General features: G+C 46.0%; 17 protein-coding genes and 1 pseudogene. 9 read left to right on the top strand and 9 right to left on the bottom strand.

The window, feature by feature from the left end; genetic code table 11:
- Positions 1-57: 57 nt before the first annotated feature.
- Positions 58-432, bottom strand: a complete 375-nt coding sequence (locus IQ270_RS02110; RefSeq protein WP_193971509.1) for a four helix bundle protein — start codon at positions 430-432, stop codon at positions 58-60.
- Positions 433-569: 137 nt separating this feature from the next.
- The gene (locus IQ270_RS02105; RefSeq protein WP_193971507.1) at positions 570-1,352 is read right to left on the bottom strand and encodes an ABC transporter ATP-binding protein; all 783 of its coding nucleotides are present in this window, start codon (positions 1,350-1,352) and stop codon (positions 570-572) included.
- 164 nt (positions 1,353-1,516) lie between these two features.
- Here IQ270_RS02105 and yvcK point away from each other — a divergent pair, with 164 nt between their 5' ends.
- Together yvcK and tsaE are read left to right on the top strand one after the other, a co-directional pair.
- Positions 1,517-2,917, top strand: a complete 1,401-nt coding sequence (yvcK, locus tag IQ270_RS02100) for a gluconeogenesis factor YvcK family protein (RefSeq protein WP_193971505.1) — start codon at positions 1,517-1,519, stop codon at positions 2,915-2,917.
- Between the two features lie 76 nt (positions 2,918-2,993).
- Positions 2,994-3,443: a tRNA (adenosine(37)-N6)-threonylcarbamoyltransferase complex ATPase subunit type 1 TsaE gene (gene tsaE / locus IQ270_RS02095; RefSeq protein WP_193971503.1), complete on the top strand. Its 450-nt coding sequence runs from the start codon at positions 2,994-2,996 to the stop codon at positions 3,441-3,443.
- Positions 3,444-3,483: 40 nt separating this feature from the next.
- On the opposite strand, the gene IQ270_RS02090 is transcribed toward tsaE, so the two are convergent.
- The 3 genes from IQ270_RS02090 to IQ270_RS02080 all read right to left on the bottom strand — a co-directional run bounded on the left by IQ270_RS02090 (position 3,484) and on the right by IQ270_RS02080 (position 5,722).
- Positions 3,484-3,825, bottom strand: coding sequence for a DUF5615 family PIN-like protein (locus IQ270_RS02090; protein ID WP_193971502.1), 342 nt, complete (start codon positions 3,823-3,825; stop codon positions 3,484-3,486).
- A 3-nt stretch (positions 3,826-3,828) separates the two neighbouring features.
- A complete protein-coding gene (locus IQ270_RS02085; RefSeq protein ID WP_193971500.1) occupies positions 3,829-4,152 on the bottom strand; it encodes a DUF433 domain-containing protein in 324 nt (107 codons plus the stop codon).
- Positions 4,153-4,399: 247 nt separating this feature from the next.
- Complete coding sequence (locus tag IQ270_RS02080; RefSeq protein WP_193971498.1) at positions 4,400-5,722, bottom strand: dihydroorotase; 1,323 nt, start codon at positions 5,720-5,722, stop codon at positions 4,400-4,402.
- A gap of 247 nt (positions 5,723-5,969) precedes the next feature.
- Between IQ270_RS02080 and lepB the strand changes: the two genes are divergently transcribed.
- Positions 5,970-6,578, top strand: coding sequence for a signal peptidase I (gene lepB, locus IQ270_RS02075; RefSeq protein WP_193971496.1), 609 nt, complete (start codon positions 5,970-5,972; stop codon positions 6,576-6,578).
- A 162-nt stretch (positions 6,579-6,740) separates the two neighbouring features.
- On the opposite strand, the gene IQ270_RS02070 is transcribed toward lepB, so the two are convergent.
- Positions 6,741-8,279, bottom strand: a complete 1,539-nt coding sequence (locus IQ270_RS02070; protein ID WP_193971494.1) for a peptide ligase PGM1-related protein — start codon at positions 8,277-8,279, stop codon at positions 6,741-6,743.
- A 315-nt stretch (positions 8,280-8,594) separates the two neighbouring features.
- Positions 8,595-10,211, bottom strand: coding sequence for a glycosyltransferase family 39 protein (locus tag IQ270_RS02065; RefSeq protein WP_193971492.1), 1,617 nt, complete (start codon positions 10,209-10,211; stop codon positions 8,595-8,597).
- A gap of 314 nt (positions 10,212-10,525) precedes the next feature.
- On the opposite strand from IQ270_RS02065, the gene recA reads away from it, so the two are divergent.
- Positions 10,526-11,641 carry a recombinase RecA gene (recA, locus tag IQ270_RS02060; protein ID WP_193971490.1) on the top strand — a complete coding sequence of 372 codons (1,116 nt, stop codon included), beginning with the start codon at positions 10,526-10,528 and terminating at the stop codon, positions 11,639-11,641.
- 124 nt (positions 11,642-11,765) lie between these two features.
- Here recA and IQ270_RS02055 read toward each other — a convergent pair whose 3' ends face one another.
- Positions 11,766-12,662 (bottom strand): alpha/beta fold hydrolase, encoded by an 897-nt coding sequence (locus IQ270_RS02055; protein ID WP_193971488.1) that lies wholly within the window; start codon positions 12,660-12,662, stop codon positions 11,766-11,768.
- A 2,327-nt stretch (positions 12,663-14,989) separates the two neighbouring features.
- Here IQ270_RS02055 and IQ270_RS02050 point away from each other — a divergent pair.
- Together IQ270_RS02050 and rdgB are read left to right on the top strand one after the other, a co-directional pair.
- Entirely contained in the window at positions 14,990-15,256 is a 267-nt protein-coding gene (locus IQ270_RS02050) for a hypothetical protein (RefSeq protein WP_228056011.1), read from the top strand.
- A 27-nt stretch (positions 15,257-15,283) separates the two neighbouring features.
- Positions 15,284-15,868 carry an RdgB/HAM1 family non-canonical purine NTP pyrophosphatase gene (gene rdgB, locus IQ270_RS02045; protein WP_193971486.1) on the top strand — a complete coding sequence of 195 codons (585 nt, stop codon included), beginning with the start codon at positions 15,284-15,286 and terminating at the stop codon, positions 15,866-15,868.
- Positions 15,869-16,002: 134 nt separating this feature from the next.
- Here rdgB and IQ270_RS02040 read toward each other — a convergent pair.
- Positions 16,003-16,340: pseudogene (locus IQ270_RS02040) on the bottom strand (P-II family nitrogen regulator).
- 348 nt (positions 16,341-16,688) lie between these two features.
- Between IQ270_RS02040 and IQ270_RS02035 the strand changes: the two are divergent.
- The 3 genes from IQ270_RS02035 to ilvB all read left to right on the top strand — a co-directional run bounded on the left by IQ270_RS02035 (position 16,689) and on the right by ilvB (position 20,169).
- Positions 16,689-17,984, top strand: a complete 1,296-nt coding sequence (locus IQ270_RS02035) for an MFS transporter (RefSeq protein ID WP_193971484.1) — start codon at positions 16,689-16,691, stop codon at positions 17,982-17,984.
- Between the two features lie 66 nt (positions 17,985-18,050).
- The gene (locus IQ270_RS02030) at positions 18,051-18,236 is read left to right on the top strand and encodes a hypothetical protein (protein ID WP_193971482.1); all 186 of its coding nucleotides are present in this window, start codon (positions 18,051-18,053) and stop codon (positions 18,234-18,236) included.
- Between the two features lie 97 nt (positions 18,237-18,333).
- Positions 18,334-20,169, top strand: coding sequence for a biosynthetic-type acetolactate synthase large subunit (ilvB, locus tag IQ270_RS02025; RefSeq protein ID WP_193971480.1), 1,836 nt, complete (start codon positions 18,334-18,336; stop codon positions 20,167-20,169).
- The last annotated feature ends 214 nt before the right edge of the window (positions 20,170-20,383 follow it).

The following is a 20,383-nucleotide window of genomic DNA, read 5'->3' as shown; positions in this document are numbered from 1 at the left end:
ATGGTTGGCAGTTGTTAGGAAAGCAGTTGGTTGTTGGCAGTTGGTTGTTGGCGGTTGTTAGTTTTTTTCTGATGTGTTGCCTATAGATTTTAGATAGGCATTTAGCCTGGGGGATAGTTCATCAATAATTGGCTTGAGTGCTTCTACTTGTGCACTTGTTAGTAGTTGCCTAGTATAAGCTCGTCTCAACCAGTGTTTTGTTTCATATAAAGAACCTCTGGCTATTTTGATGAAGCGCCGATTATCCTGATAGCTGCCTCGACCATCTCCTTCAGCAATATTAGCACCAATACTATCAGCCGAGCGAATAATTTGGTTGCCCACCGTATCTTTTGCTAGTGCGTCCCATTTTATAACAATATTCCAAATTTTATCAGCTAATTTTTCGGCTAATTTATAAACATCTAACCTCTGAAAATTTGTTTGTGACATATGCTATCTCCCAATAATACAAACAATTAATCACGACAAACTGCTTTCCTAACAAGTGCTTTCCTGTCCACGAACAACTGTCCACGAACAACTGCCCACTGCCCACTGACAACTGCCCACTGACAACTGACAATTGACTATCCAATAACTTGAATCGGCCCGGTAACGCTGCCGCTAAAAAATTGTTTAATTAACAGATTATCTGTGGCTGCAATGTCGCTGACGGTTCCGTCCCACTGCACTTTGCCTTGATAGAGAAATATGATGCGATCGGCTGTGCGGCGGATGGTACTGTCTTGGTGGGTGACGATCGCATAAGTGCTGCAAACCCCTTGAGCTTTCTGCAAGTCGCGGATTAAATCTTCAATTACCGTACTGGCGATCGGATCTAAACCCGCCGTCGGTTCGTCGTACAGCAAAACCTCTGGATTGTCCCTGGCATTGTCGGGATTCGCCATGATGGCGCGGGCAAAACTTACCCGCTTCCGCATTCCCCCAGACAACTGCGCCGGATAGCGTTCGCCAATTCCCGGTAAACCCACCATTTCTAACTTCTGATCCACCAATTCCCGAATCCGGCGGCGTGGCAGCTTAGAATGCTGGTACAGTAAAAAACCGACATTCTCTTCCACCGTCAGCGAATCAAATAAAGCAGCTTGCTGAAAAACCATCCCAATGCCGATCGGATCTGCCACGTCGTCCACCCATCCCATCCGGCGCTGTCCCTGAACGAAAACCTCCCCGGCATCGGGGGCCAACAAACCCGCAATTATCCGCAAAATCGTAGATTTCCCCGTCCCGGAAGGGCCAATAATTGCCAGGGCCTCTCCCCGATAAATCCTGAGATCGACTCGATCGAGGATCTGGTTCTGGCCGAAGGACTTACTTACCCCTTTGAGTTCGATTAGCGGCTCAGCCATAAGATGTTATCAATAAGTTGTCAGTCCTCAGTCCTCAGTCTAGCTAATGACTCAGGACTCCTGACTAATAATTAATGACTTAAATAGACTGCCAGAATCAAAACTCTCTTGTATTGTAAATTTGTCAGCTCGAGCTGTTCCCATAACCTTAAGACTAATTAACCATGTCAATTAGTTCACTTCCTAAAGCCCTTCGCGTCTTGGCCAAAGCCAAGCAGGTTTTTGCCCAATCCAAAAATCCTTACCCCCCTTCTTTGCGGAACGGGCGAGTTTACCAGTGGTTTAAGTGGTTGGCCCCCGGACTGCTGGTGAAACGGTGGCTGCTGATCAGTGCTAGCGGTGTGGTGCTTGCCACTTTGGGTTTAGCGATTTGGACTGGGATGACTCCGATTTTTTTCTTCTTGCAATTGTTGAGAAATTTTTTGACGTGGATTGCCGAAGTTATTCCCAATTACGTGTCGGGGCCGATCGTGATTGCTGGCGGGATTTTGTTAATTCTGTGGGGACAAACTCGCAGTTTGAATTCTATTACTCAAGTGCTGATGCCGGAAGGGAATGAGGAATTGGTCGATCGACTCCTCAACCACCGCCGCTTGCACCGCGGCCCGAAAATTGTGGCAATTGGAGGGGGTACGGGTCTTTCTAATTTGCTCAGGGGATTGAAGGATTACAGCGCCAAAATCACTGCGATTGTCACGGTGGCGGATGATGGCGGGTCTTCCGGGCGGCTGCGGCGGGAAATTGGAGTCTTGCCGCCGGGAGATATTCGCAATTGTTTGGCGGCTTTGGCCGATGAGGAAAAGTTATTGACTGAGTTATTTCAATATCGTTTTCAGGCCGGTGACGGTTTGGTGGGTCACAGTTTTGGGAATTTGTTTTTGACGGCGATGAGCGATATTGCTGGAGATTTGGAACAGGCGATCGCCGCTAGTTCTAAAGTTTTAGCGGTGAGAGGGGAAGTGCTGCCAGCTACTCTGAGCGATGTTTCTTTGTGGGCAGAACTGGCTGATGGCCGGAGGATTGAGGGGGAGTCCAGCATTACCGAAGCTAACGGGCAAATCCTCAAAATTGGCTGCACTCCTGCTAATCCTCCGGCTTTGCCGAGGGCGGTTCAAGCACTGAGGGAAGCGGATTTTATTATTATTGGACCTGGAAGTCTTTATACGAGTGTGATTCCGAATTTGTTGGTGAAGGAAATTGCTGATGCGATCGCCCACAGCGAAGTTCCGCGCATTTATGTATGCAATATTATGACTCAGCCGGGGGAAACTGACGGATACAGTGTTGCCGATCACGTTCGGGCGATCGATCGCGCTTGCGGCCGGCCCCTGTTCGATGCTGTAGTAGTGCAGGGAAAAGTCCCTTCCGCAAAAGCTTTGATCCGCTATTCTCAGGAGAATTCCTATCCGGTTGTACTCGATCGAGAAGCCGTAACACAATTGGGGCGGCGAATTGTCATCGCCAATGTCATGGACGAAGACCAAAATACGGGTTTAATTCGCCATAATTCTCAAAGGTTGGCCGCAATGCTGCTGCGTTGGTACGGCCGCGCCCAGAACATTTAAGTTGCTGACTGTTGACTGTTGACTGTTGACTGTTGACTGTTGACTGTTGACTAACAACTAACAACTGACAACTAATATGATACTTTTTCTTGCTGATTTTGAGGCTACACGCAAGTTTGGCTTGGCGTTAGGTCGATCGCTCCCCCCAGGCACTACAATCTTATTACAAGGAGATTTAGGTGCTGGCAAAACTACCTTCGTGCAAGGTATCGCCGAAGGTTTGGGAATCTCCGACTCCATCGAAAGTCCTACTTTCACCCTGATTAACGAGTATTTTACAGGGCGAGTTCCGCTGTATCACTTAGATTTGTATCGACTGGAACCCGAAGAAGCCGAGGCTTTGCACTTAGAAAGTTATTGGGACGGATTAGAAAGGGATTTGGGAATTGTGGCGATCGAATGGGCAGAAAGATTGCCCTACAAGCCCGATAATTATTTGCAAATTTATCTCAGTTATTGCGATAACGGGCGGCAAATTGAAGTGATGGGAAATGGCGATTTATTGGATTGGCAATTGGAAATTTGAGAAAAGGCGATTCCCTACGGGATAGCTACGCTTCACGGACTTACTGCGGCGGGCGGTTGACACGAATCAATTTACCTCTCAAAGTTTCTTCACTAGCAATAGCATCATTGATGCGTGTTGCCAACATTTCTACATTCCGATTTTTGGTACAAACAATAATACCAGAGTGGTCTGGCTGTCGGTTGTGCAGTCCGATAAAATCAAACCGATTTAATGTCAAAACAGCTCTATCTTTGCTTATAGCAAATGCTAGCACCTCTGGATCGGGAATCCCAATTCCTGCTTTTCCTGCTTCCTGAACAGTCAGGACATTGTGACCAAAAGCGCGCAACAATTGGACGACTGGCAAAGGAAATTGTTCGTCTGCATACAAATTCAGCATGACTCAGGCTTCCTCATTCTTGCAGATTGCTTCTTCGATTTCCTCCAGATGTGCATCAGCATAAGTCCAAACATTCACTAGATCGGCAGCGCTGAGATGGGGATAAAATTGTAGAAGTTCAGAATCGCTTGAACCTTCACGGCGAAAACTTTCAAGCAGCCAAACTGGGATGCGAGTTTTGGCGATACAAGCATCGCCACCGCACACATCGGGAGTTTTCGTAATTCCCGGCCAGCTATTGTTTAAACTTTGGGTTAAAAGTCGTAGGACTTCGGCTTTTTCGCTGGGAGTTAAGGCCAGTAGTTGTGTTTCTAATTCTGGGAGCATAGGTAATATAGTCTTGAAAATAAGGGAATATATTCTGATTATTTTAGCACAATTTTTATGATCACTGAAGTAGTCAAGTAGGGTGCGTCAGCTAGGCAGAATTTCGCAAAGACTCACAATCTCATTCTGACGCACCAACGAATAAATAAATGGTGCGTCAGAATGAGATTTTCAGTGATAATTGACAATTACCTTTCCTGACGCACCATACCCCTGACTGGGTTTGTTACAAAACTCCTATGCAGGTTTACTCGCCATCAAATCTCAAGGCTTCTCCCCTGACATTTGTATCTAATTTGCCGTTCTCAAAAACAACTTTTCCTCCCACAACAGTCACCACAGGCCAGCCCGTCAAATTCCAACCTTCAAAGGAACTCCAACCGCACTTGCTAGCCATTTCTTTTCCGACAACCGGGCGGTATTTCTCCAAATTTACCAATACCAAATCCGCGTCAAAACCCGGAGAAATCGCCCCTTTATTGGGAATTTTATAAGCCTGAGCAACTGCCGCCGACATCCAGTTAGAAACTTGAGCAACCGTACATTTTCCCTCGACTGCTTGCGTCAGCATCAAAGGCAAAGATGTTTCTACTCCGGGCATTCCCGATGGGCTATTTGGATAATCTTGAGCTTTTTCTGCTAAGGTGTGTGGTGCGTGATCTGTGGCGATAAAATCAATTACGCCGTCGAGTAAAGCTTGCCAAAGTATTTCGTTATCTCTGGGTTCGCGCAAGGGCGGATTCATCTGTGCTAAACTGCCGATTTTCTGATATGCGCCGGTATTTAACAACAAATGTTGCGGCGTTACTTCTGCTGTTACCCAACTCGGTTTTTCGCGGCGCAAAAGTTCAGCTTCATCGCCTGTTGAAAGGTGCAGGATGTGCAATCGGCGCTGATATTTATTTGAAAGTTTTAATGCTAGTTGAGTGGCTAACAAGGCTGCTTGGTTGTCTTGAATTTGCGAGTGTACGGCGATATCGGAAATGCCGGCAAATTCTTGACGGCGCTGATTGATTCTAGCTTGGTCTTCTGCGTGTACTGCAATTAGCCGATCGCCCTTAGCAAAAATCTGCTCTAAAGTCGCTTCTCCATCGACCAACAACTGTCCGTGCATCGAACCCATAAATACTTTAATCCCCGGAGTCGGATTCGCATCCAACAAATCCGGCAAATTCTCCGGCGTTGCACCAATAAAAAAGCCGTAATTGACCAAACACTTCTCGGCAGCGCGTCTTAGTTTATCATCTAAAGCAGCTTGAGTTGTGGTCAGAGGTCGCGTATTAGGCATTTCCAAAAACGATGTCACGCCGCCCTTAGCGCAAGCACAGCTAGCGGTAAACAAATCTTCCTTGTGTTCCAAACCCGGTTCGCGAAAGTGTACCTGCGGGTCAATTACTCCGGGTAACAGAGTTAAGCCGATCGCATCTATTTCGCGATCGCCCTTGAAGGCAATGGACGGAGCAACCCGAACAATTTTGCCATCGCAGATTTGCACGTCCCCTACCAAAAACTCGCCGTCGGGTAACAGAACGCGAGCGCGGCGGATTAACAAAGTTGATGTGGTCGGCATAAGCTATAATTAAATGAGTAATGTCCGTGGAAACTTGCACAAATATTATCCTCAAAAGAGTTTTGAAAATAGTAAGAATTATAACTGGTTTTCATAAAATTTATAATTTGTAAGTTGCGCCGAACCGTACACCTCACTCAACCAAACAGTACAAAAACTCACCCGACCCGCGAAGATTTTGCAGATTTCCTCAAAAAACTCGGAATTAAGTCTATAATTTGTATTCAGCCCAGTGACTTAAATACTTATGACTCGTCTAGACAAGTCAGCCGACGACAAACCCCCGCAAAACACCGAAAATCCTTGGATTGAAGGAATTAAGACGATCGGCTTAGCAGCATTCTTGGCCTTTGGCATCCGCACCCTGGTCGCCGAAGCTCGCTACATTCCGACCGGCTCGATGTTGCCAACCCTCCAAATTAACGATCGGTTAATTATAGACAAGGTGAGCTATCGATTCCAAGACCCTCAGCGAGGAGATATTATCGTATTTATGCCTCCCGATCCGGCGAGTTTGTGCACTGGACAGCCGCCGCCGATCAAAGATGCGTACATCAAACGAGTGATCGGACTTCCGGGCGACACCGTGGAAGTCAAAGAGGGAAAAGTTCTGATCAATAAGCAGCCGCTACAGGAAAAATATATTGAAGAAATTCCCCAGTATCCCTACGGGCCTGTAGTTGTATCTAAAAATTCTTACTTGGTGCTCGGCGACAACCGCAACGCAAGCTGTGACAGCCATTATTGGGGATTTGTACCGAAGCAAAATATCATCGGTAGGGCGATCGTCCGTTTTTGGCCTCTCAACCGCACAGGCTCGATCGATCCCGCGCCCCTTTATCCCGTCAAAAATTAGCTTTAGCGAAAGCAAGAAGGCAAAGTCAATAACAGCAATGGTTGCGGCGATCGAGATCGTTAATCGTCTTGTCAGTTACTATACAAAACGCCAGGGATATTAGATCCCCGACTTGTTCAAGAAGCCGGGATCTAAGCTGACTGACTGGATCGATTCTCAAATCTAATATCTTCTAAAATCGCCTGACGTTTCGCGATCAATCGCCTTCACAACTTTGTTATACATCTCCTCTGCTTCTTGGGGCGAATTGCCGATACTCGTCAATCCCAATTTGCCAAACTCCGACAAACAACCCATTAAATGAAACACGCTTCCCGTTTCAGTACCGCTATCAAAATGCAGTTGATTGTCAGCAATAATATCCATCAAATCGTTCGGTAACAATCCCCGATACCGCTCTTTTTTCAAATTGTCCGAAGCGACATAATATTTCGGACGGCCCTGCTGGCTGTAAAACAATCCCGTAGTTCGCTCGTAACGACCGTTTGTTAACAGCTTCAGCGCCATAAAAGGATGAGTTGTGCCACCCTTCCGCAAGTTAATTTCTATTGCTTGCATATCCCACTTGCCGTCATCTTGCCGCACCGCCATAAAATCTACTCCAAATCTCTCTAAAGCGCCTTTTTTAGCTAAGTTTTGCCCGACTTTCCATCCCAATTCCTGCAACCCAATTCGATAGGATTCCTCCGCCGGAAATCGGCAGCCCAAGAAAATTTGACCGTCCGGGCCTCCTAAAATCTGGTCGTGGGTTGAAAGGATTTCGACTTCGCCGCTGGGAACAATTTGACCTTGAACGCTGGGCGATCGCTTTTCTTCTCCTTCAATAAATGCTTCGACAATTGCCCCTAATTCGGGAATGCGACTGCCGAAATTTTCCCAGGTTTCGGTTGTGGATTGAAAACGCAAATTCTCGAAGCGATCGCCAATAGCTTTAACTCTTTCTTTAGGCGCTTTACGTGCGATCGGCTTTAAATCTAAAATTGCATTTCCTTCCCCCGAAAAACCTTGATTTAACTTAATTACCATCCGCTGCAAATGCGGCTGCCTTTCCCACAGCGCGGCCGCAGCTTCCGCTAAATCTGCCGCATTCCAAACCAACTCGGAACCGTCAGGATAAGGCACGCCACATTCTTGAAAAATTTGCCTGCTGCCGCTTTTTGTTCCCCAGTAATCCAAATCAGGATCGCTCGCCCACAAAGGAATTCCCAATTTAACAGATAACTCGCGTTCTAAAGGCGTCGAGTTGTAACAAACCATATAAGATTTTGTCGGTCGCACTGCTTGACGGATGCGCTGCATCAAGCGGGGGCGATCTAAAATTTTCTGAGTCAGGGATTTGGCAGAAGCATCGTAAGTACAGAACAGCAAAAGCCGATCGCGCGCGTGAGAAAATGGAATACCTGGGAGCAATTGCAGGTAATAATCCACAATCATCGGGTGCAGCGGCTCCGAGGTAATATAAATTAAGCGAGTGCGGGGATTTCGCAGGCGAATCAATGAAAATAAATGTCGCTCTTCGTAGTGGTAAGCACCCTCGATTTTCTGCATTTCTTGCATATCTAAGCTGAGAGAAGGAATGACAATAATGTCACAATCTCCGCTGTCAAATTCTTCGATTGCTCGCCAACGTTCCCGCAATTCTGCCTGAAGATTGCGAAAAATTTCCCCTGACTCCGAAGATGAATTATTTAACCCTTGCATGGCTTTTATCCTAATTATTCAAATAATTATTGCTGATGATGTATGGTGGTATAATAGCGCACAGGCAATAGCTTCTAAGGTGTACTCTTATACCAGTTGACAAGGGTTTGGGTGACTTAATTCGGAAGCAAACTCAAAACCCTGAAAGTTAGGTAATCGGTGCGCTGCGGCGCTACAAACTTAACACTAAGGAATGAGAATTAAATAACTTACCATTTTTATTGTTCTTGTGGGATGGGCTCTATAGCCCGTCCCACAATTATGTGTAAATTATTTAATTCGCGATCCTAAACGAAGTATACGCCGCAAAGACTGCTAAGAAGCTCGCCGCACTCGAAAAAGTTTGGCATATTCCAATATAGGCTCTAAGCGGCGTTGATTTTGCTTAAGTGCCGATATCAATTTTTCCGAAGGGCGGAACACCAGGGGAGTCGAATATTTGTTCAGCATTTCCATATCTGGCGACTGGCTCAGCAGCATTAGCCTTACATCTTTGTCAAGCAAATAACTCAGAGAAAGCAAATCTCCCATGTTGGTAAAATCGTTACCGCGATCGCTAATTACAATTGTATCTTTAATCGATCGATTAGCTATGGCTTCTTTGTTAATATTTCTGGCAACTTCAGCATTAAAATAGCTCAAGTCTTTGCTCCACCAAGTATCAGAAACAGCGCTGAGAGTACAGGATGCGATACTTGCGGTAAATACCCCAGCTAAAATGACTTGCCAAAACCGCTGCTGAGTTTTCAGATTACTGGCGAACAAGTAAGCAACTGCTAGTTGCACAGCCGGGAAGCAGGAAATCAGATAGCGGCTGACGGCGGAACGCTTGCCGCCTAGAATTAGATCCGGTAAAGCCAATATCAAAAAAGGTACAAAAATTGATGTCAAAATAAACAGCCAAGTTGAACTGCTAGTTTGGCGGCATATTTGGTAAATGGCTGCGGCAATTAGCAGCAAAAATGGTAATCTCAGCAGATAAGTCCAGATATTTTCAAAACCGAAGTCGAAGTCAAAAAATAAGGCTGTAAAGCTGAGAGTCCACAATTTTGCTAGATACAGCCAACCAGGAGATACTCGCGTCCAATCTGTCGTCGATGAAGCTCGTTCGAGATTGGTTGCCAGCACGTAAATCCACGGGGCATACAAGATTAAAGCGGCTGTTACTGCTAAGAAAAACTGTGAATTGGTGAGATGAGCTCGCAATTTTCTTTGTTTGACAAACAGCCAATTCGCAATGATAAAAACTCCGTGTCCGATGAGTGTTAAACTAAAGAAAGGGTGAGTGTAAAAACCAACTGCGATCGCCAGCGAGTAATACGCCCAACTTTGCCAACGGCGCAACCGCACTGCTCTCAGTAGCAACCAACTGCTGCCAATAACTGTGGCAGTCAGCAAACTGTACTGCCTTGCTGTCTGAGCAAACAAAATGTCAAAGGGAGATAAAGCCAAAAGTCCTGTTGCTACTAGCCCCGCCAAATTTGAGGCAAAAAGTTCCCAAGCTAAAGCGTACATCAAAGGTAGCGACAGCAAACTCAATATTGCTGGCAAACTGCGGGATGCTGCCAGAGAACTGCCAAATTCCTGCATCCACAAACGAGCCATCAGAAAGTACAAAGGCGGATGCTGCGGGTCTTCTAGTGCTAAAGAACCAATTGTGTCTGCTGCTGTACTTCCCGGTTTAATCCGCTGATATTTTTGCAATTCTGGTGCGGGAACAATGCGGTTTTGGAATAGTTCGCTGTCGATTTCTTGCCTGGTGAAACCAGCGGCGCGGATTGATGTGTAAACTTCGTCGTGCCAGTAAAGTTTGCGATCGATCTCGAAGAACCGAAATCCGATACCCAGTAAAATGCCGATCGCCAATAAGCCTACTAGCCACCGGAAATTTTTAGTATTAACAGATGTGTCTAGATGTGTTGTAGATGTCATGCTTGTCCTAATTGTGGCGATTGGTTGTTACCAGGAAGAGCCTGATAACACAGATCCGGGGCTCTGCCTCCAATTTTAATGTAAGCTTGAAGAGGCAGAGCCTCTGGACATCGGTTAAGAGACAGAGCCTGGGAACCAGTTAAATACCTTCTACATCTTGGGCATTCTGAAGGCTGGAGCAGCCTGAACCGACCCAAAACCAAGAATCTTCAACCAAATCCTCCCAGAACCTCCAGACCCCAAAAATAACTGCTAACATACGTGTTGTACAGTTAATCAACAAGCTCCGCAAGGGGTCTACCCGCGTACCGAAAATGGCAAAAAAAGAAACGTCTATAAAAACTGCTGAAAACTCAGAAAAGCAAAAAGCCTTAACTTCCGTACTGTCCCAAATCGAGCGCAGCTTTGGCAAAGGGGCGATCGTGCGATTGGGAGACTCCACTCGCATGAAGGTAGAAACCATCTCCACCGGAGCCCTGACACTGGACATTGCTTTGGGCGGCGGTTTGCCAAAAGGTCGAGTTATAGAAATTTACGGCCCCGAAAGTTCCGGTAAAACCACTCTAGCGCTCCACGCGATCGCCGAAGTCCAAAAATCCGGCGGAATCGCCGCCTTCGTCGATGCCGAACACGCCCTCGATCCCACCTACGCCTCAGCTTTGGGCGTCGATATTGAAAATCTCCTAGTTTCCCAACCCGACACCGGAGAAATGGGGCTAGAAATTGTCGATCAACTCGTGCGCTCCGTCGCCGTCGATATCGTAGTAATTGACTCCGTAGCCGCCCTCGTCCCCCGCGCCGAAATCGAAGGCGACATGGGCGACTCCCACATGGGTTTGCAAGCCCGCTTGATGAGCCAAGCACTTCGGAAAATCACCGGTAACATCGGCAAATCCGGCTGTACCGTCATTTTCCTCAACCAATTGCGGCAAAAAATCGGCGTAACTTACGGCAACCCCGAAACAACAACAGGCGGCAACGCCCTCAAATTCTACGCCAGCGTGAGGCTCGACATCCGCCGCATTCAAAGCTTAAAAAAAGGTACAGAAGAATACGGCAACCGCACGAAAGTTAAAGTTGCTAAAAATAAAGTTGCTCCGCCTTTCCGCATTGCCGAATTTGACATTGTATTTGGCAAAGGCATTTCTACCTTAGGCTGTCTGACTGACTTGGCCGACGAAATGGGAGTAATTACTAAGAAAGGTTCTTGGTACAGCTACAACGGCGACAACATTGCTCAAGGACGCGACAACGTGATTCGGCGCATGGAGGAAAATATCGAATTTAAAAATGAGATCGAGCGCCTAGTGCGGGAACAACTTGATACTGGGGCTGTAGTTTCTGCTAATTCTGTCGCTCCTGTCGATCCAGATATTGACGATGAGGAAATCGATGACGATGAGGATATACAAGATTTGGAAGAAGTCTAAATTTTGTAGTGATTAGTAATTAGCAGTAGTAGGTTGGGTTTCTGTATTGAAACCCAACATACACGCACTTTAATCATCATAAAAATTAGAGGACTCGCATTCCGAGCGATCGCTCTAAAACCACCTAGGCTAAAGCAAAAGAACCAGAAGAATTTCTCAAAAAACTCAACAATTCTCGATTCACCGTTTGCGGCGCTTCCTGCTGAATCCAGTGACCGCAATTAGGAATTAATTTTAACTTAAACGGAGCCGTAATTAACCTGTCTAAACCTTCTACGAGTTTGTGGCTCAAAAACGCATCTTCTTCTCCCCAAAGCACCAAAGTAGGAACATTCACAGTTTCCCATTTCTGCCCCAAATTCCACATCCTCTGCGGGTGAAACATTTGTCGGTAATAATTTATCGCGGCGCTTAATACTCCCGGTTTTTCTAAAGCAGCCTGATAAATCTTAGTTTCTTCCGCGCTAAAAGCTCCTTTGCGAATTGCTTGTCCTTGAAAAACATTGTGGACAAAATCTTTCAAATTTTGCTGGATCAACCATTCGGGGATGCCGGGAACCTGAAAAGCCAAAATGTGCCAACTGCGCCGGAGTTGGTCTAGATTGCTCGCCATTTCCTGCACGAATCGCTGCGGGTGCGGAGCGTTTAAAATTGCTAAGCGGTTGAGTTTTTCGGGGAATTTTTGAGCTAAATGCCACGCGATCGCACCACCGCAATCGTGACCGACAATGTGAGCTTTTTTATAGCCCAGCCGATCGATCAAACCGCGAATATCTGCACTCAGCGTATCCAAATCATAACCGCTGGCCGGCTTGTCGGAGTCGTTGTAGCCGCGCAAATCCGGCACCACAACCTTGAAATGACGCGCTAAGGCAGGAATTTGATGGCGCCAAGAGTACCAAAACTCTGGAAACCCGTGGAGGAGCACAACGAGCTCGCCTTCTCCTTGGGAAACGCAGTGCAAGCGGATGTTGTTGGTTTCGACAAAGATGTGTTGCTGTTCGGAATCTAAAGACTGCATAGTTGAAAAGTTAGACTTATTTTCGGGAAGTACATAACCCGCCGACTGGTAGCAGGCTGTAACTGCCCAACGGTTTTAATGTTTCTGCTTTTATTCTAACTGCTTTTCGATCCCCACCGCTGCAATCTAATTAAGTAGTTAAACAAAATTAATTACACAACTAATATGATATAGCCTTTCGATCTCTCATATGAGGTGCTTCCGTGGCCTCCGTGGCCTCCGTGGCCTCCGTGGCCCTACCTCACACCTAACTGAGAACCGCTATATGCTAACATATCAAGTTGTATTCAAAGAGGTTGTATATGTTTTTACTTCGAGATATCAATCCACTTTCGTCAGGATTCAGGTCTAAAAACTTGCGGCTCCAACGCTTGTATGGCAAGGGTTTTAGGGCAAAATAATGGTTTTTGTCTTTCGTGGTTGATTGTCAATAAAGGACGAGAAACTGTCATTTTTTGTCATTGACCGAGAATAGAGATTTATTTAGCATCAAGCTCCCGATCTAAAGTCTTTGCCCAGCAAGGAGTTATGTTACCTGAATCCTTACCCACTTTCGTTGAAATTGCTAAACCTAATTTGTCGCGAAAGCAGACATCATCAAGTGCGCCACCCGAACACATTTTTTAATTTTAGTTTTACAAAACATCAAAAATTAAAACAGCTATGAAATTTTTTAAAATTAGTTATAATACCATGTATAACTGGTTGAATCGATGGGAATACGAGGCACTACTCGGATTATACAATAAACCAGTTATAGGCAGAAACAAGATTGAATTTCGCACAAATAGCTCAAATTAGAGACTGATAAAATTGCAGCCAAAATAATTATTGCTTGTTGAAAAAGTCTTTGCGTTAAGGCCTTGAGTCAGGAGTCAGAATTCATAATTAGAGGAGTTAATAATAGTCGGGAATCTAGGAAAGTGATTGAGTTTTGATGGTTTAAAAGCTTATTCCTTGCACCTCATTCACTTGAGATCCCTCTCAATCCACTGAGGATCTAGGTTTTTGGTTAAATCAGCAAGCCCTAATAAAAGCAAGTAGTACAAAAACTCAAAAAAGAATGGTGTATCAATATAAGTACGGAAACAATTAAGAGAATAATTATAAAAAAGTATGAGTGGGCCTAGGATGCCTCGGGGTGTTGGTGGCAAGCTAGATATCATATAATACCAGAAAAAAAACAAAAGTTGTCAGAATTTAAACAACTATAAAATGAGGTAACAATTGATTTAACCAAATATTATAAATCTGGCTTTTGTCGCATTTTATATCTCCTGTGTGTAGCAAAAGATTGGCGATTGTTTGTCAGTTTATAGTCGTATAACTAAGCGTTTAAATGTCTTGCGAATCATGAATAAGCAAAACACTAGACCAGGTTATATTTCAGATAGGAGTATTAATTGTGATGCGATCATAGCCTGTAGAGAGAATTTGTTTGCTGTGGTGGAGTGGTCAACATTTATTGTGGTTGGTTGACCAAGCTTCTATTCATACTAGCAATGCCATTTTAGATAAACTTGAAGAATGGAAAGAACGTAGATCAACTATTTTTAAATTGCCGACTTATTCACCTTAATTTAATTTAATTGAGATTGTGTGGCGGTTTATCAAATATGAATGGCTCGAAATAGATGCCTACTATAGCTGGCAATCTCTTGTTTCATATATAGAAATAATTTTTGAAGAATTTGGAGATAATTATGTAATTTATTTTGCTTAACTACTTATAATCTGAGCATTGCCTCGTTTTCCCATAGATTCAACCAATTATACATAGTTTTATCACTAATGTTAAATATTTTCAGCAGGTTTTTCTTTTTGAATCTTTGTGAAAGCAAAATTTAAAACTGTGCTCGGGTGGCGCACTTGATGATGTCTGCTTTCGCGATAAATTCGATTTAGCAATTTCAACGAAAGTGGATTAATATCTCGAAGTAAAAACAGATAAAATTTCCTTGAATACGATTAGATATTTTTATTATATCAGATTAGTTGCTATGTGTAATTAATTTTGTTGAGCTACTTAAAATACCTCTGCTATTGGTTGGAGATTTATTGTGATCTTGTGCTGTTCTTCTGGGGTCATATGCAATACGGTTATGGTAATTTATCTGCTTTCTATTATGCCATCAACTTGGCAAGGCAATTATCTCAGTATTTATACTAATTGCAAAACTGGGACGCTCCCAAGTTAGGCGACTGTCCAACAAGCGAGTTTCGCTGTTTTCAGGTAAGGATTTTACTGTCGTTCCAGCCAGGGATTGCAAGGATTTTGCGAGTATATTATTAGCGGTTCTCAGGAACAATTATTTATCAGTGTTCCAGTGGTGACTATCTTTGAACCGAAAAAAGAAGGTATTATTGGCGGGTTGGGACAGTGCGGGGCGGTAATGGTGGCGGCTGATTGCTTCAATCAAAATCAAGGTAGTGAGGTCGATCGCATTTACGGTGGTGTGACGACTGGGACTAACTGGAAATTCTTGATTTTGGAGGAAACTACTGTTTATATCGATCCGATTGAATACTATATTCAAGATGTTGATAAGATTCTGGGAATTTTGTTACAACCATTTCTGCCAAATGTGAGTTAATATCAATGCAAAGTTTTAATTGAAACAATGACCGATCGCAAATTGCTAGTTGTAGCTACCGGCAATCCGGGCAAACTTAAGGAAATGCAAGCTTATCTTCAGGATTTGGGGTGGGAGTTGCAACTTAAACCGAAAGAGTTGGAAGTCGAAGAAACGGGCGAGACTTTTATGGCTAATGCTTGCTTGAAAGCTTCGGAAATTGCCAAAGCTACAGGTGAATGGTCGATCGCCGATGATTCTGGTTTAATGGTAGATGCACTCGATGGCCAACCGGGGATTTACTCGGCCCGCTACGGGAGAACTGATCCTGACAGGATATCTCGGCTTCTTAAAGAATTGGGAAACGAACCAAACCGACAAGCACAATTTGTGTGCGCGATCGCGATCGCCCGTCCCGACGGTACAATTGCCCTGCAAGTAGAAGGAATTTGCCCAGGTGAAATCCTGCACAGTCCTCGCGGTACGGGAGGTTTCGGGTACGATCCAATTTTCTACGTACCCGCACAGCAACAGACTTTTGCAGAAATGACACCCGATACCAAGCGATCGCACTCCCACCGCGGTCGAGCTTTCCAAGCTTTGTTACCACAAATCGAGACACTTGTCAAGTAAATACAGGGAAGAGGCAAGAAGCAAGAAGTCATCAGCCAACAGTCAGTCAGTAGGGGCGGTGCCTGTGAGTGCCCGCCCTGGCAACAGCCAACAGTCAACAATGCCCAATGCCCCATTCCCCATTCCCCAGTATCTTAGATTGCCTCCAGGTTCTTTTCCCCAGTCCGAATTCGGATAATTTGTTCTACAGGAGAGATAAAAATCTTGCCGTCGCCAATCTCGCCTGTGCGGGAAGCAGCGATAATTTTATCAACCACCATATCAACCTGATCGTTTTCGACGACAATCTCGACCTTGAGCTTTTGCAAGAACTCAACGGTGTACTCAGAACCGCGATAGCGTTCTGTCATGCCCTTCTGACGGCCAAACCTCTAACTTCAGAAACAGTCATCCCCACAATCCCAGCATTGACGAGCGCGATTTTCACTTCGTCTAGTTTAAAGGGGCGAATAATAGCTTCAACCTTTTTCAACTTTTTCACTCCTAACACTTACTACATTCGTTATATTACTTAACTGGCGCGACATCTTTTAATATCACTGCCAACAGCAAGTCTTTTGTAAAATATACTACCGTATGTTGTACTAGCTATGAAATGCAGGCGAACTTTTCACAAAATTACCGGATTTTCCGGCGCGGGCAATGGTTCGGACTGATCGCGGTAGAGCAAAAAAAGAGCGCAGGCATCCCCCACCGATCTGCTAAAACAGAAAAAGAAGCTAGGAGACAGGAGTTTTCCGAGTTTCCAGTTTGTTGTGTCAGATTTTGCAGCTATTGCTGAAAACTATAATTGCCAGAAGCGGTCAGTTAAACTATTCCTATGCACCCAGCCAGCCCTCCCCCTGACCGCAGCGGGCTTGATGCCCTACTGAGAAATCGCCCCTTCCTCGCCTTGTGGACGGGCCAGTTGTTGGCCCAAGTGGCGGATAAAATCTTTTACGTATTGCTGATTATTCTGCTGAAAACAGGCGACTACCGACCCTGGCCTGTTTCTTCGCAGTATTCGGAAAATTCAATGCTGTCAGCGGTGATGATCGCCTACACGGTGCCTGCGATCGTCTTTGGTTCGGTGGCCGGTATCGCCGTAGACCGCTTTTCCAAAAAGCAAATGCTGATTGGCTGCAACGTGATTAGAGCCGTGTTCATCGTAGCTTTGCCGTTTTTGCCCAAAACTTTTGCCGTGTTGTTGGCAATTACGTTTTTCGTCTCTACCGTAACGCAATTTTTTGCTCCGGCAGAGGCGGCGGCAATTCCTCTGGCCGTGGGGCGAGAGGGACTGATGTCGGCAAATGCTTTGTTCGCCTCATCTACAATGGGGGGGATTATTGTCGGGATGACGATCGGCGAACCGCTGTTTAGTTGGGTCAAACACAGCTTCGGGCCAGCTTATCAAGAGTTTTTGTTGGCCGGGTTGTACCTGATATCCGCAGGTTTGATCTATGCCATGCACATCAAAGAAAATCATGGCGGCACCATCAAACACCCGCATCCTTGGCTTGACCTTAAGGAAGGTTTGCGCTATTTGAAGCACAACCACCTCGTTAGCAATGCGATGGTGCAGTTGACGATTTTGTATTCGGTGTTTGCGGCGCTGCAAGTTCTGGCGATCGCACTTTCGGGCAAAATTGGTCTCAAAGAAACTCAATTCGGCTTTTTGCTGGCTGCTGCGGGAGTTGGAATGGTTTTCGGCGCGGCTTTTTTGGGTCACTGGGGCGATCGAATGCAGCATAAACCTTTGCCGTTACTTGGTTTTTTGATGATGGGTTTTGTGTTGGCAATGTTTGCCTTTACCAGAGTGTTGTGGCTGGGATTTAGTTTGAGTGCTCTGTTCGGTTTTGGCGCTTCTTTAATTAACGGCCCGATGCAAGCGTTGATTCAAGAAAAAACTCCTGAATCTATGCGCGGAAAGGTCTTTGGATTGGAGAACAATGCGATTAACATTGCCCTCAGCTTGCCTTTAGCATTAACAGGCCCGCTGACGGATGCTGTCAGCAAAGCCGTGGGATCGGATGACCTCGGCTTGCGGATCGTGCTGCTGAGTTTGGGCTTGTTGGTCTCGCTGATGGGCATGGCAGCTTGGCGGCATACCCGCAAAGTTTTGCGGGATGTTCTCTAAACTTGGGGAAAAATTCCGAGGTTTTGCTTTTGCCGATCGACCTTTAACACAGCAACGGCCCCGACGGTGAGTAAGTTCTTAATTGCTAAAACGGTGGTTTTTCCGAGCGAATCCTGCACGAACAATGCTATACAAGCGTTAGAAGCCGGTAGACTGGTAGAGAGACCGCAATTTCCTCTGTTTGTTTTTTCCTCTGCTGTTCCACAATTTCGCGATCGGGCGATCGACTTGCGATCGCGAAACTTTTTGTAAAATATCAGCAGTTAAATTCTCAGAGTTCGATACTTGAGATTAAAGTAGTATAAAAGCTTTCAATAAAAATCATAATTAGTTTGAGGGAAAAAAATCAGTGCAACTAAAAACTAAAGTAGCCGTCAAACGTGCAACGGGTGGATTTGCTTTGATTGACAGCTTGCTCCGCCACGGAGTCAAGCATATTTTCGGTTATCCCGGCGGCGCAATTCTGCCGCTTTACGACGAACTCTACCGCGCCGAAGAAACCGGCGCGCTCAAACACATTTTAGTGCGGCACGAACAAGGTGCTGCTCACGCTGCTGACGGGTACGCCCGGGCTACCGGACAAGTTGGGGTTTGTTTCGCGACTTCCGGGCCCGGCGCAACGAATTTGGTGACGGGGATTGCGACGGCACACATGGATTCGATCCCGATGGTAATTATTACGGGTCAAGTGCCCCGTCCGGCGATCGGCACTGATGCGTTTCAGGAAACTGATATTTACGGAATTACCCTGCCGATTGTCAAGCATTCCTATGTAGTGCGCGACCCTAGAGACATGGCGCAAATTGTGGCTGAAGCTTTCCACATTGCGAGTACCGGGCGACCCGGGCCGGTGTTGATTGACGTGCCCAAGGATGTCGGTTTAGAAGAGTTTGAGTATCTGCCGGTGGAACCCGGATCGGTGAGAATTCCGGGCTACCGGCCGACGGTGAAGGGAAATCCCCGGCAAATCAGTCAAGCAATCCATTTGCTGAAGGAAGCAAACCGTCCTTTGCTTTATGTGGGCGGCGGGGCGATCGCAGCCGGGGCCCACGAAGAAATTAAGGAACTCGCCGAGATGTTCCAATTACCTGTCACGACAACGCTGATGGGCAAAGGTGCCTTTGATGAAAACCATCCTCTGTCAGTGAAAATGCTGGGGATGCACGGCACTGCTTACGCTAATTTTGCCGTTACCGAGTGCGATTTGTTGATTGCTGTCGGAGCTCGGTTTGACGATCGGGTGACGGGAAAATTAGACGAGTTTGCGGCGCGGGCGAAGGTGATTCACATCGATATTGACCCGGCGGAAGTCGGCAAAAATCGCGGCCCTGACGTGCCGATTGTCGGAGATGTCCGCCAAGTTTTAATCGATTTGCTGCGCCGCTGTCGGGAAACTGGTGTTTCGGGTACTGCCGGACAAACTGGGGAATGGCTGCACAGGATCGATCGCTGGAAACAAGATTATCCGTTAGTTGTGCCTCACTACCCAGACATTTTGTCTCCGCAAGCGGTGATTTCTCAGTTGGCGACTCAAGCGCCCGATGCTTACTACACAACGGATGTAGGTCAACATCAAATGTGGTCGGCTCAATTCTTGAACAACGGGCCGCGCCGCTGGATTTCCAGCGCTGGTTTGGGCACGATGGGTTTTGGGTTGCCGGCGGCGATGGGCGCAAAAATGGCGCTACCCAACGAGCAAGTAATTTGTATTGCTGGCGACGCTAGCATCCAAATGAATATTCAAGAGCTCGGAACCTTAGCACAATACGGCATTAATGTCAAGGTTGTGATTGTAAATAATGGCTGGCAGGGCATGGTGCGGCAGTGGCAGCAGGCGTTCTACGGCGAGCGTTATTCGTCGTCGAACATGACTGTGGGGATGCCGGATTTTGTGATGCTGGCCGAGGCCTACGGCGTGAAGGGGATGCTGGTTTCAGGGCCGGATGAGTTGGAGGGTGCGATCGCCGAAATGCTCGCTCACCAGGGCCCGGTGCTGATCAACGTGAAGGTGACGAGGGACGAAAACTGCTATCCGATGGTAGTTCCGGGTAAGAGTAACGCTCAAATGGTTGGTTTGCCCGATCGTAGCAAGTTGGAATCTGCGGAGTTGATTTATTGTCCGAGTTGCGGCGCTAAGAATGTTTCGACCAATAAGTTTTGTCCTGAGTGCGGGACAAAAGTTTAAGGAGTTTTGAGTGGGTCAGGGCTTTCTCTGTGGAGAAAGCCTTTCCCAGCAGACTGGCCAGATCGGAAACCGCATTTCTCGCCCTATGTATTGTAAAACTTCATTGAGTTTATAAGCAATTATAAACAATAATGGTATTCTATAGTTGTGAGTGTTGAACAAGGAATACGCATAGCCCAAAAAACGCAAGTCTCAAATGCAGCTAGCAGAAAGG

Origin of the sequence: Microcoleus sp. LEGE 07076 (assembly GCF_015207455.1) — a bacterium.
In the GTDB taxonomy this organism is placed as follows: domain Bacteria; phylum Cyanobacteriota; class Cyanobacteriia; order Cyanobacteriales; family Microcoleaceae; genus Microcoleus.
This window is presented reverse-complemented; position numbering and strand designations above follow the sequence as displayed.